Annotated in this window: 12 protein-coding genes; 6 read left to right on the forward strand and 6 right to left on the reverse strand. The window is 36.8% G+C overall.

All coding sequences use genetic code 11. The features are described 5' to 3' along the window. Positions 1-121: 121 nt before the first annotated feature. From dat to MKX83_RS18335, 4 genes are all read right to left on the reverse strand, one after another. Complete coding sequence (gene dat, locus MKX83_RS18320) at positions 122-988, reverse strand: D-amino-acid transaminase (RefSeq protein ID WP_341056935.1); 867 nt, start codon at positions 986-988, stop codon at positions 122-124. Positions 989-1,079: 91 nt separating this feature from the next. Then, entirely contained in the window at positions 1,080-2,495 is a 1,416-nt protein-coding gene (pepV, locus tag MKX83_RS18325) for a dipeptidase PepV (RefSeq protein ID WP_095372196.1), read from the reverse strand. Positions 2,496-2,704: 209 nt separating this feature from the next. After that, positions 2,705-4,219: an osmoprotectant update ABC transporter permease/substrate-binding subunit OpuFB gene (gene opuFB / locus MKX83_RS18330; protein ID WP_341056939.1), complete on the reverse strand. Its 1,515-nt coding sequence runs from the start codon at positions 4,217-4,219 to the stop codon at positions 2,705-2,707. Then, on the reverse strand, positions 4,212-5,168 hold the full coding sequence (locus MKX83_RS18335) for an ABC transporter ATP-binding protein (protein ID WP_095372194.1): 957 nt from the start codon (positions 5,166-5,168) through the stop codon (positions 4,212-4,214). The genes opuFB and MKX83_RS18335 overlap by 8 nt, the downstream gene beginning before the upstream one ends. 407 nt (positions 5,169-5,575) lie before the next feature. On the opposite strand from MKX83_RS18335, the gene MKX83_RS18340 reads away from it, so the two are divergent. Beyond that, the gene (locus tag MKX83_RS18340; protein ID WP_095372193.1) at positions 5,576-5,797 is read left to right on the forward strand and encodes a DeoR family transcriptional regulator; all 222 of its coding nucleotides are present in this window, start codon (positions 5,576-5,578) and stop codon (positions 5,795-5,797) included. A gap of 70 nt (positions 5,798-5,867) precedes the next feature. Here the strand turns inward: MKX83_RS18340 and MKX83_RS18345 are convergent, their stop codons facing one another. After that, positions 5,868-6,596, reverse strand: a complete 729-nt coding sequence (locus tag MKX83_RS18345) for a pseudouridine synthase (RefSeq protein WP_095372192.1) — start codon at positions 6,594-6,596, stop codon at positions 5,868-5,870. Positions 6,597-6,692: 96 nt separating this feature from the next. On the opposite strand from MKX83_RS18345, the gene MKX83_RS18350 reads away from it, so the two are divergent. Next, on the forward strand, positions 6,693-6,890 hold the full coding sequence (locus MKX83_RS18350; RefSeq protein WP_095372191.1) for a hypothetical protein: 198 nt from the start codon (positions 6,693-6,695) through the stop codon (positions 6,888-6,890). 375 nt (positions 6,891-7,265) lie between these two features. Here MKX83_RS18350 and MKX83_RS18355 read toward each other — a convergent pair whose 3' ends face one another. Then, on the reverse strand, positions 7,266-9,056 hold the full coding sequence (locus MKX83_RS18355) for a cation:proton antiporter (RefSeq protein ID WP_341056942.1): 1,791 nt from the start codon (positions 9,054-9,056) through the stop codon (positions 7,266-7,268). Between the two features lie 229 nt (positions 9,057-9,285). Between MKX83_RS18355 and MKX83_RS18360 the strand changes: the two genes are divergently transcribed. The 4 genes from MKX83_RS18360 to MKX83_RS18370 are packed head-to-tail and all read left to right on the forward strand — an operon-like array spanning position 9,286 to position 12,502. Then, complete coding sequence (locus MKX83_RS18360; protein ID WP_341056945.1) at positions 9,286-9,603, forward strand: GntR family transcriptional regulator; 318 nt, start codon at positions 9,286-9,288, stop codon at positions 9,601-9,603. Positions 9,604-9,618: 15 nt separating this feature from the next. Beyond that, positions 9,619-9,930, forward strand: a complete 312-nt coding sequence (locus MKX83_RS24680; RefSeq protein ID WP_445293188.1) for an FCD domain-containing protein — start codon at positions 9,619-9,621, stop codon at positions 9,928-9,930. A gap of 30 nt (positions 9,931-9,960) precedes the next feature. After that, complete coding sequence (locus MKX83_RS18365) at positions 9,961-11,160, forward strand: CaiB/BaiF CoA transferase family protein (RefSeq protein WP_341056946.1); 1,200 nt, start codon at positions 9,961-9,963, stop codon at positions 11,158-11,160. Positions 11,161-11,206: 46 nt separating this feature from the next. Next, the gene (locus tag MKX83_RS18370) at positions 11,207-12,502 is read left to right on the forward strand and encodes a CitMHS family transporter (RefSeq protein WP_341056948.1); all 1,296 of its coding nucleotides are present in this window, start codon (positions 11,207-11,209) and stop codon (positions 12,500-12,502) included. The last annotated feature ends 53 nt before the right edge of the window (positions 12,503-12,555 follow it).

The following is a 12,555-nucleotide window of genomic DNA, read 5'->3' on the forward strand; positions in this document are numbered from 1 at the left end:
AAAGGCCCTGCTAGCAATAAAAAAGCACCTCCACTTGTAGATACCGTCTAACAAGTGGGGTGCAGTTTTTGATATTACTTATGGTTAGAAAGAATTCTACTTCCCTTTATATTGATATCCCTTACACTGTCGTTGTTAAGCTTCCGCATTCGCTTTCAATCGCTGCATCAAATAATCCTTGAATTCTCTTTGTTAACACGCCAGGTACACCTTCACCTACTTGTTTTTCGTTTATTTGAATGATAGGTGTAATTTCTGAAGTTGTGCTAGATAAAAATACTTCATCCGCTGTATTTAAATCATTTAACGAGAACGGCTCTTCCACTACCGGAATACCATCCTTTTCACAAACCTCAATCATTTTACGACGAGTGATGCCATTTAAAATCAGATTGGAAGCAGGATGTGTGTAAAGTGTTCCATCTTTAATAATAGAAATGTTAGATGAGCTACCTTCTGTTACAACTTCGCCACGATGTTGAATCGCTTCATAACATCCTTTTGACACAGCCTCTTGTTTAGCCATGACATTACCAAGTAAATTTAAGCTTTTAATATCGCAAAGTAACCAGCGAATATCTTCTTTTAATATGGCTTTGACACCATTTTCTAAATTCGCAAGCGGACGCGCTACTTCCTTCGTATAAGCCACAAATGAATGAGCTACATCAGAAGAGGGGTATGGATGATTACGTGGAGCTACTCCTCTTGAGAATTGCATATAAATCGTTCCATGCTCTAATGAATTTTTTGTTATTAATTGTGTTAACAGCTCTTTCATTTCTTTAACAGTATAAGTTAACTCCATGCCAATTTTTTTTGCGCTTAAAATAATTCGCTCCAAATGTTCTGTCGCTGTAAACATTTTGCTATTATAGACGCGAATGACTTCATACACTCCGTCACCAAATTGGTAACCACGGTCTTCAATATCAACATTTGCTTCCGATCTTTCAATGATATTGCCATTAAAAATGACATAATTCATGATAGAGCATCTCCTTCAACGATTTCATTTTTCCTTTAAAGTGCTAAACTTCAACGCTATCTTATCAAGGAAAACAGCATTTATCAATAGATTATTTTGTTAATTCGTATATTGCTTCTGCATAGATGGCTGTTGCTTTCAATAAATCTTCAATATACATATATTCATCTTTCTGATGGGCTACATCTTCTCTCCCAGGGAATAACGCACCAAAAGCTACTCCAGCTTTTAATGAACGCGCATAGGTTCCTCCACCTATCGAAAGTAATTCAGCTTCTTCCCCAGTCTGTTCTGTATACACTTTTTTTAATGTTTGAATGAGGAAAGAGTCACCATCTACGTGATGTGGTCTTGAATCATCTAGGTTTTCAAATAGCATCCCCAATGTTTGAGCTTTTTGTTCAATTTTCTTCAATGTAGATTCAATATCAGTAGTAACTGGATATCTCATATTTAAACCCAATCTACCTCCAGTTTGTTGTTTGTAATAGATTTTACCTACATTGATTGTCAAGTCTCCCGTGATATCGTCCGAGAAGGCAATACCTAACTGATTACCTCTAGAATCATTAGCAAAATGCTTCGCTATGAAACCGATAAATTGGTCTGCTTGTTGATCTAGCTTTAAACTTGAGAGAAAATCTGCTAATAATAGTCCGGCGTTTTTACCCAAATTCGGCTCCATCCCATGTGCAGATACACCTTCAAGCTCAAGAATAAGTTCACCATTGTCCATATAATATTTACCTTGAAGTTCTTTTTCCTTTAAAAAGTCAACATACATTTGTACAACTTCAGTTGGCTCATATTGAACCATAAGTGATGCTTTAGCAAAGTCAGGAACCATATTGTATCTTTTACCTGACTGGAGTGAGAGCACTTTTACTTGTGAGGAAGCGACACCGCGAATAATTTCTTTTTGCACAAGGTCAAAGTCAGCAATGCCCTTTTCTGCATAAATAATAGGAAAATCCGCATCTGGGGCAAAACCTAAAGTTGGCATTTCTTCTACTTCAAAGTATCGATCCACACAACGCCAATCACTCTCTTCATCCGTACCAATAATCATCCTTACTCGCTTGTTCATATCCAGGCCTAACTCTTTGACAATTTTCATTGCATAATACGCAGCCATTGTTGGTCCTTTATCATCAATCGCTCCACGAGCAAAGATTTTACCATCTCTTATTTCGGCACCATAAGGATCACTGGACCAGCCATCTCCCTCAGGAACAACATCGACATGACAAAGAATACCGAGTAACTCTTCACCTTGTCCAAACTCTAGGTGACCAGCAAGATTCTCAACATTTTTTGCTATAAATCCATCGGATTCACCTAAATTCAATAGATAGGTTAACGCTTCTTTTACCTCTTTACCGAGCGGTGCATCAGATGTGGCATTTTCCTCATCTAGCACACTTTTAATTTGCAATAACTTTTGTGTATCTTTAATTAAGTCGTCCTTTCTTTTCATAACTTCTTCTTGCCAATTAATATCACCCAATGTAAAAACCTCCTGCTATATGTAATCAACATCCTTCTCTTTTAAAAGGATTAATAAAGTAAGTGCTTTCATGGTTATTATAACACTACCCTTAAAAATATAACGATAAGTACGGTGTTCTTATATTCATTATTGATTATTTCTTTAATAAACGTTAAAAGTCCGAACAATACATCACATTGTTCGGACTTTCTTATCTTTCTTGTTCGCTACTGGATAAGACCTTTCTCTTTTAAATATTCTTCTGCTACTTCTTTGGCACTTTTCCCATCAACATTCACTGCATAGTTCATTTTTCGCATCTCATCGTCTGTTATCTTCCCTGCCAACTGGTTGAGAGGATCAACAATTTCCGGATATTTCTCAATTGTTTCTTGTCTCAATAACGGTGCACCTTGATAAGGAGGAAATAGTGATTGATCATCTTCTAGAACAGTTAGTCCATACTCTTCTAACTCAGAATCAGTTGAGTAGGCATCAACAAGATTGATTTCACCATTTTCCAAAGCGGTATACCTTAATTTAGGCTCCATTGTCACCACTTCAGAAAAACTTAAGCCATACAACTCCTGAATACCGATGTAACCATCTTCTCGATCAGAGAATTCGAGTGTAAATCCTGGTTTCATCATGCTTTCAATTGCTTTTAAGTCGGATATTGTATGAAGTTCATGTTCTTCGGCAAATTCATTAAGCACAGCTAATGCATAGGTATTATTATATTCCATTGGTTCTAATAGAACTAAATCGAATTCCTCTTGAATTCCTTCTTTCGCTTGTTCATAGACGGCTGTTTGGTCTGTGCTTACTGCTTCTTCCTTTAAAAACTCAGCAATCACTGTACCAGTGAATTCAGGATAAATATCAATACTACCGGAAGTTAAAGCTTTAAATACAAAAGAAGTCTTACCCAGTCCTGGCTGGAGCTCAACCGTTAAGTCTGTTTCTTCTTCAATCAATAATTTATACATATTGATAAGAATCTCAGGTTCTGATCCAAGTTTTCCGGCAATCTTCAAGTCTTTCTCTTGTTGAAAGATATAAGGAGACACCGTTACAAACAAGGCAATTATAGCTCCAATACTGACACCGACCATCGCTTTCTTAAATGATAATTTCTGGAACCTTCTTAAAATAAAATCAAATAAAATAGCTAAAAGGGCCGCTGGAATAGCGCCAATCACAATTAGTGTAGAATCATTGCGGTCAATCCCTAGTAAAATAATATCTCCTAGGCCTCCTGCACCTATAAGTGCTGCTAGAGTTGCCGTTCCTATAATTAGAACCATACCTGTACGGATTCCAGCCATAATGACAGGTATCGCTAGAGGGAGTTCGACTTTCATCAACCGTTGTGCAGATTTCATTCCCATCGCACTGGCCGCCTCTTTTAAGGCTGGATCAACTTCTTTAATTCCTGTATATGTATTTCGTAAGATTGGTAAAAGAGCATAGGCAACTAAAGCAATAATAGCTGGGATCTTACCAATACCTAATAAGGGAATTAATAAGCCAAGTAAGGCTAAAGAAGGGATTGTTTGAATAACTGCCGCAATGCCAAGAATGGGTTCTGCTACCTTTTCATTCCTCGTTAAGATAACCCCTAATGGGATTGCAATAATCACGGCAAATAATAAACTAATAAACGAAATTTGCATATGCTCAATTAATGCACTGAGCAATTGGTCTTGTCTCTCTGATAAAACGTTAATAAGTTCATTCATACTCTCCACCCACATCTTTCGCTTGAGTGGCTAAAAACTGAATGACACTCTCCCTTGTAATCATCCCAACGATAACACCATTTTCTTCCACTGCTATTTTTTCATGTGTGACCAGTTGATCTAGCACTTGCTCTTTACTTATGTTTGACGTTACTGTTTCAGTGATTGATACATCGCTCGTATCAAAAGGAATCATCACATGATTAATGGCAAATCGATCAACTGTTTGGTCAGTTGAAGTGATGAACTCTTCAACAAATTGACTTTCAGGTTGATACCTCAGCTCTTCTGGTGTACCAATTTGGACCATTTTTCCTTCATTCATAATAGCAATGCGATCACCTAGCTTTAGCGCTTCTTTCATATCATGTGTCACAAAGACAATTGTTTTATTTATATTTCTCTTCATTAACAATAAATCATCTTGTAGCTTCACTCTCGTAATCGGATCAAGCGCACTAAATGGTTCGTCCATTAATATCACTTCAGGATTGGCAGCTAAAGCACGGGCGACACCTACTCTTTGTTGCTGACCACCAGATAGCTCAGCTGGCTTTCGGTTCCGATACGTACCTGCATCCAGTCCCACTAAGTCTAATAATTCTGTCACACGTTGATGAATTTTGCTTTTTTTCCATTTTTTTAATTCTGGTACAATGGCTATATTCTCTTCTACTGTCATATGCGGAAAGAGAGCTATCTGTTGCAACACATAGCCGATGTCATAACGTAAATCATGAAGAGCATAATCACTAATATTCCTTTCATTTATTGTAATTGATCCACCACTTGTTTCTTCTAAGCGGTTAATCATCTTTAGTGTTGTTGTTTTACCACAGCCGCTTGGACCTATTAATACAAATAGTTCGCCTTTTTCTATGGAGAAATCCAAAGAAGTGACGACTTCTTTTTCTCCAAAAGCCTTAGACACACCAGCAAATGTAATCATGAGTTTCCTCCAACTAGATAATTTCAATCTATAATAACTTCCCTAACATTTCATTCTTTAAACCAATAAAAAAGTTTTTTCTTTTATTTTTTTGAATATTTAGAACATAAAACAGGCTCCTTTAGCCATATATATGATGTTAAAAAGAATGGAGGATGCTTTTGTATATTTAGGAGGAAAAAGAGAAAAATAATGTAAAATCATGCAAGTGACTAGAAATTATCTGAAAATAGGTTTACAATATTAATAATTAGTATGACATCTTGATTATTTCTTCTGTTAAACCAAAAAAGGAGTTGTCTCGGGAAAAAGAAGACTACATATAACTGAAAGGACATGTTTCTTAACTGAAACTGTCGGTTGCAGGCACTTGCCATGGGTTTATAAATTGGATAGGGAGTGGTTTTTTGAAACCTTCGACTAACCGGATGTTAAACCGTATCAAATCCGTTTATATGTTTATTCGGAAAAACGGAACTGTAACAACTCAGGAGCTTGTAGAGGAATTCGGTATCACTCCTCGTACGATACAGCGAGATTTAAATGTTTTAGCTTATAATGACTTGGTGAAAAGTCCAAGCCGAGGAAAATGGACTATTACACAAAAGAAAGTGAAGATGTCATCATAAGAAAATGACAAGCGAAAAAAAGAAGCTCTTATTCAGGCTTCTTTTTTTGTTACAAAGTATATTTTAGTACTTACATTTCATTACTTGGATCATAAGATAATAATTCTTCTAATTCTTCATCCGTTAATTCTCGATATTCTCCTAACGCAAGAGAATCATCAAGTTGAAGCGGACCCATTGTAAGCCTTTTTAAATAAATCACCTTTTTATTTACTGCCTCAAACATGCGTTTGACTTGATGAAACTTCCCTTCTGTAATCGTTAAATAAATTTCAGAGTTTGTCTCACTTTTTAATATTTCTAGTTTTGCTGGCTTCGTTTCATAACCATCATCAAGCTTCACACCTTTAGCAAAGGAATGAATATCAGCCTCTGTTACTCTATCATTAATAATGGCATAATATGTTTTTGGCACATGTTTTTTTGGTGACAATAACTGATGACTAAGCTTCCCATCATTCGTTATTAGTAATAGTCCCTCTGTATCCTTATCCAGTCTACCTACAGGAAATGGAGAATAAACGATATCTTCCAGCTCTAATAGATCAATGACAGTTTGATGCATCGTATCTTCTGTGGCAGAAATTACCCCGTTAGGCTTATTCATCATTAAATATATGTATTCTTTATACTCAATTATCTCCCCATGAATACCCACTTCGTCCTGTTTTGGATCAATATGTTGTTTAGCATCTTTAATCTGCGCCCCATTTACCTTTACTGCTCCTTGCTTTAATAATTGCTTTACTTCTTTTCTACTTCCATAACCTAAGTTTGCTAACATTTTATCTATTCTCATCTTACTTACTCCTTTTATATCATCGTTCCTACGCACATATTGCTCTTATCAACATAGACTAACATCATAGTTTATCGATAAAGGAGTGCAAGAAACATGTATTACTATCGTCAACAACCAACGTTTTTCCCTATTCCAGGCTTCCCGCCGAGCAACACCAACCGTAGAATAGAGCGTTTAGAAAATCAAGTACAACGCTTAGAGCAACAATTCGATCGTTTAGAAAGAAGATTAGAAAGAGTGGAACGACGCATTGGTATTAGTCATCCGCCACCCTCTCCTCGCCCTTATTAAGGAAGGAGGAAAGACCAAGAGGAAGTTTTTCCTCTTTCTACATATCCTCTTTATGTCAGTTACTCCTAGTATATCATCTACCTAACATAATGTAACTTACACATACATCCTGGCTCATACACTCTTACTATTTGTTAGAGGACCTTTCTCTATTTCTTTGTTATCTCCATGCTTTTGTCTGTTTTCATTTAAATGACAAAGGGAACCTAATTTCTGTTGCCCATAGTGATGTGACATGTGTTTTTTCCTGTTAACTAACATTTTCCTCACCTCTTCATTCAGTTTTATTAAATATTCTATGTAAGTCCTTCAATAAGTGATTAAAACAATAGAAAATGAAACAAGACTGCATGGTTTCATCATGCAATCTTATGCTTATTTTACTTCCTCCAAATAAATGATAATGTCTTCTTTATCAACAGAAGGTGAATCCTTTAAGGTCTTAAAAGCAATCGATCCATCCTTTTTACGAACACATAAAGGATAACCGCCCACTTGTGCTTCCTCTATTTTTTCATAATTGTCGTTAGCTTGCTTACTTTCTATCGAATAAGTTGTATTTATCTTCTTATTTAACTCTGTGAACACATGCTCTTCGTCAAAAAGCATATGAGCTTTCACAGTTGTGGGAAACCCTCCATCCTTTTCCTCATCCATCCGCTCAGTCGCAATGGTAAACGTTTTATTATAGCCAAACTCCGGAAGAAATGACTGTGTAACCAGGGCATTATAATTAGGGTCATCAGACAATACCAGGATGAATTCGTAAGGAGTTAAGTCGATTTCGAATTGACTATGCTCATCTAGAATTTGTCCCGAGTAAGTTTCAATCCCCTTTTTTCGGATAAGCTTTAACTTGCCACTTGATGTGTCACTAATCAGTACAGGATTACCCAACTCTTTTAACTTGTATGCTAAAGCAATTGAAAAACTACTTGCTCCAACAATCAGTACACCTGGCTCTGATTCAGATGCTAATTTTAATTTTTTTGCCAGCGGTGCTAACGTAAAACCATGAGCACAAACCGTAATAAAAACGAGAGCAAAAGTTAATGTTGTAAGTAATCCTGCTTCTCGATAACCATCATCCATTAATATAGTTGCGAAATAACCAGAGACCGTTAATGCCACAATTCCTCTTGGGGCAATCCATCCAATTAAAGTTTTCTCTCGGTTGGTTAGCTCTGACCCTATTGTTGATATCCAAATCGATAGTGGACGAACAACAAATAACATCACGATTACAAAGCCAATAATTTGGATACTAAACACTTCTGCAATCGTCTCTCTTGTTAAAGAAGCTGTTAATAGAATAAATATTGTAGATGTTAAGATTACAGAGACATTTTCAATGAAGTGACTAATATTCCCAAGGGCAGATACTCTTTTCTTCTCTCTAGCTAGCACAAGTCCCATCACTGTCACAGCAAGCATGCCTGTTTCATGCATAATCACTTCACTTATGCCAAAACAAATGAACACAAGAGATAAAGTAATAGGGGATTTCAAGTATTCTGGAAACAACCCTTTGTTAGCCATCCAGCTCAAAACCTTTGCAAATATGTAACCGATCACTATCGCTAATAATGAAGCTAACAAGAATTTTCCGAGTTCCATCATGCCTAATGTATCACTTACTAATACTTTAATAACCTCATAAGCAAATAAGGCTAGAAGTGGTCCTGCTGGGTCGACAATAATACCTTCCCATTTTAATAAAGCACTCACTCGTGGTTTAAGTTTGGACTGCCTTAATAAAGGGATTATAACAGTTGGCCCTGTAACGATAAATAATCCACCGATGATAAAAGCCACCTCTAAACTCAAGCCTGCGATATAGTGAGCTGCCAAAGATCCAAGTATCCAAGCAAGAAAAGCCCCAACAGTAACTACCCGAAAAACAGATTTGGAAATACTACGAACTTCACGAATATCAAGCGTTGTACTACCTTCAAATAATATGACAGCTACAGCTAAAGAAATAATAGGGCTATAAAGACTTCCTAGATCTTGTTCTGGGTTCAATAGTCCGAGCGCTGGACCGATTACTAATCCAGCAATCGACATAATCACAATTGAAGGCCATTGAATTTTCCATGATAACCACTGAGAAAAGACCCCTAAGGCAATAACGAGAATAATTCCTAATAATCCAAATGATTCCATTTTATTCACTTCTTTCAACGAAATACGCGAAGGATACACTTCTCTCCCTTTTTAGTAATTACAATTCATTTTGTTTTTCATTCACATTATCAATAAAAAGTAGGAAGAATGCTTTAGTTAGAAAATATTAAATATACTGAAAATTTACTGTTGACAGTATACATTTATATTCTTATGATAAGTACATATTGAATACGCTTACATTTTTTTGTTGAAAGGAGTGGTTTACTTGATTTCCATTATGAGAGAAACATTAACTGTACAAGTGTATCAGCATTTAAAAAAGAGATTATTAGACGGATATTATCCTGGAGGGGAAAGATTAATAGAAGTAAAAATCGCTGAAGAATTTAACGTTAGCCGAGGGCCAGTACGTGAAGCATTAAAAATGCTCATCCAAGAAGAATTAGTTGTACAAAACGGAAACACCCTTAAAGTATTTAGCCCTTCCCTTACGGATATGATACAAATTTATCAAATTAGACAGCAATTGGAGTCGTTCGCAGCAAAATTATCTGCTAAAAATATTGAAAATTCCGACTTATAACTTTTAGAAAGCATTATTGATCAAACGAAACAAGCATGGTTATCTCAGGCGAAAGAGGATGTCGTAAGACTTAGTATACAGTTTCATGAAATCATCTTAAGCTCATCTGGAAATGATCATTTAGTTTCATTAACTAATACCATTCGTGATAAAGTAACCTATTTCAGAAATAGTGGGATTAAAATCGGCATACGAGACGAGAGTTGTATCGAGGAACACGCTCAAATTCTAGCCGCACTTAAAGAACGAGATAGCTTAAAAGCAGCCAATGAAATGTACAATCATATTGAACAAGATTTACTCTCTTTACAAGCAATCTATAAGTAAATTTATTTATTAATCATAGAGGTGAAAAAAATGTCCAATAAAGCGTTATCTGGTTTAAAAGTTCTTGAACTGGGACAGTTAATCGCTGGACCCTTCGCATCGAAATTATTAGCTGAATTCGGTGCAGATGTCATTAAAATTGAACCTCCTACAAAAGGAGACCCTCTTAGAACTTGGAGAGTAATAGAAGATGAGACTAGCCTTTGGTGGTATGTGCAATCTAGGAATAAGAAATCAATTACACTGGATTTAAAAAAAGAGGAAGGTCAAAAAGTTCTCCGCGCATTAGTAAAAGAAATTGATATTCTAATTGAGAACTTTCGTCCAGGTACCCTAGAGAAATGGGGTATTGGATATGAGGAATTAAAAAAAATTAATCCACGATTGGTTATGGTACGAGTGTCTGGTTATGGACAAGATGGACCCTACAAAGATAAACCTGGGTTTGGATCAATTGGAGAAGCAATGGGTGGACTTCGCTTTATAACGGGCTATCCCGACCTCCCTCCAGTGAGGGTAGGCATAAGTATAGGTGATTCCCTATCTGCTCTATATGCAGTAATTGGTGCACTAATGGCGGTTTATCACCGTGACGTAACTCATTCAAAAGAAGGACAAGTCATTGATGTAGCCCTTTATGAATCAGTGTTTAGTTTAATGGAAAGCATCCTACCTGAATACGGGAGAAATGGGGTAATCAGAGAGCGTATGGGTAGCACACTACCAGGTATTACTCCTTCCAATACATACCTTTGTTCGGATGGCAAATATATCGTCATTGGTGCGAATGGGGATACGATTTTCAAAAGGTTAATGAAAACCATTGGCAGAGAAGAGCTTTCAAAAGATTCTCGCTTTGAAAATAATATCGGTCGCTCTAAACATGCAAAGTATTTAGATCAGCTGATTGAAGCTTGGACGAGTCAGCACCCACTACTTGTAGTCAAAGAGCTCTTAGATGAGGCTGGTGTACCAGCTGGGTCGATTTATTCAATTGAAGATATTGTAAATGATCCACATTATCAAAACAGAAATATGATACAAGAAGTACCTATTGATGGAATCGGAACTTTGAAAATGCCAGGAATCGTACCGAAAATGAGTAAAACACCTGGTGAGATTAAGTGGGCCGGTCCAAACTTAGGGTCGCATACAGAAGATGTTTTAATGTCAGAATTATCGCTCACAAAAGAACAAATCGCAAAATTAAGAGAAAAAGGGATTATATAGAAGTAAAACACATCAACTTATAAATAAAAAAGGAGTGAATGTAAACGTGCTATCTCTATTAGGCTTCTGCATGATGATATCTTTTCTTCTTCTAGTTCTGACTAAAAAACTTTCACCTGTTGTTGCTTTTGTCTTTGTTGCAGTTGCTTTTGCCATTATCGGAGGATTCAGCAACGAAATGGGCCAACTGATGATGGATGGGATTATCCAAGTAACCCCTACAGCGATAATGATTGTTTTTGCGATCCTATATTTTGGATTAATGATTGATGTAGGGCTATTTGACCCAATGATTTCACGTATTTTAAAGTATGTCAAAGGGGATCCATTAAAAATAGTGATAGCTACAGCTCTTATTACAATGATTGTTGGTTTAGACGGGGATGGTTCATCAACTTTCATGATTACCATATCAGCGATGCTACCTCTTTATAAGAAGTTAGGCATGAACCGCCTTATTTTGTCATGTGTTGTTGCCTTAGCTGCAGGGGTAATGAATATGATACCTTGGGGAGGTCCTTTAGTTAGAGCCGCTGCTAGTTTAAATGTGGAAATGAGTGATTTATTTATCCCTCTCATCCCAGCGATGATCGCCGGACTAGTCTGGACATTTTTCTCTGCTTATATTCTAGGTAAAAAGGAAAGAGAAAGAATCGGTGTCATTCAAATATACACTGAGAGTTTCACAGAACAATCGAGTACAATAGAACAGAAAAAAACGTCCCCCACATTATTCTGGTTTAATTTACTTTTGACAATCGCATTAATGATCATGCTTATTATGGACGTATTGCCATTACAAATTTTATTTGCCATTGCTTTTTCTATCGCACTTTTTGTCAACTTCCGGGATCCAAAAGCGCAACAAGAGCAAATTTTAAGTCATGCAAATAACTTTGTATTAATCAGTACATTAATCTTTGCTGCAGGGATATTCTTAGGTGTCCTAAATGGAACGCAAATGATGGACGCGATGGCTGTTTCCATTGTTTCTGTCATACCTGAAGGCCTTGGCCCTTACCTCCCTGTCCTCGTTGCGATAACGAGTTTACCGTTAGTATTTGTTTTCCCACCTGATGCTTATTACTTTGGCATTTTACCAATTATAAGTGAAACAGCAGCCAACTTTGGCATCGACCCAGTGGAAATAGGTAGAGCAGCATTACTCGGTCATTCAACAACAGGCTTCCCTCTGTCTCCTTTAGTTCCTGCGACCTTTATTCTCATCGGGCTATCTGGTGTAGACTTTGGTGAGCATCAGAAGTTCCTATTTAAGTGGGCGTTTGGGACCACGATTGTGATGACGATTATTGCCGTACTTACGGGTGCCATTTCCTTTTAGTAAAGATTTTCAGTATTTCCCAACTCCTATGAAACTTCCATCTCATCATTCCG

This window comes from Cytobacillus sp. FSL M8-0252 (assembly GCF_038007345.1).
GTDB classification, from domain to species: domain Bacteria; phylum Bacillota; class Bacilli; order Bacillales; family Cytobacillaceae; genus Cytobacillus; species Cytobacillus kochii.

What these genes read in the sequence shown, in the direction of transcription:
- dat (WP_341056935.1), bottom strand. Translation starts at nt 988, where the DNA reads ATGAATTATGTCATTTTTAATGGCAATATCATTGAAAGATCGGAAGCA.
- opuFB (WP_341056939.1), bottom strand. Translation starts at nt 4,219, where the DNA reads ATGAATGAACTTATTAACGTTTTATCAGAGAGACAAGACCAATTGCTC.
- MKX83_RS18345 (WP_095372192.1), bottom strand. Translation starts at nt 6,596, where the DNA reads ATGAGAATAGATAAAATGTTAGCAAACTTAGGTTATGGAAGTAGAAAA.
- MKX83_RS18350 (WP_095372191.1), top strand. Translation starts at nt 6,693, where the DNA reads ATGTATTACTATCGTCAACAACCAACGTTTTTCCCTATTCCAGGCTTC.
- MKX83_RS18365 (WP_341056946.1), top strand. Translation starts at nt 9,961, where the DNA reads ATGTCCAATAAAGCGTTATCTGGTTTAAAAGTTCTTGAACTGGGACAG.
- MKX83_RS18335 (WP_095372194.1), bottom strand. Translation starts at nt 5,168, where the DNA reads ATGATTACATTTGCTGGTGTGTCTAAGGCTTTTGGAGAAAAAGAAGTC.
- MKX83_RS18355 (WP_341056942.1), bottom strand. Translation starts at nt 9,056, where the DNA reads ATGGAATCATTTGGATTATTAGGAATTATTCTCGTTATTGCCTTAGGG.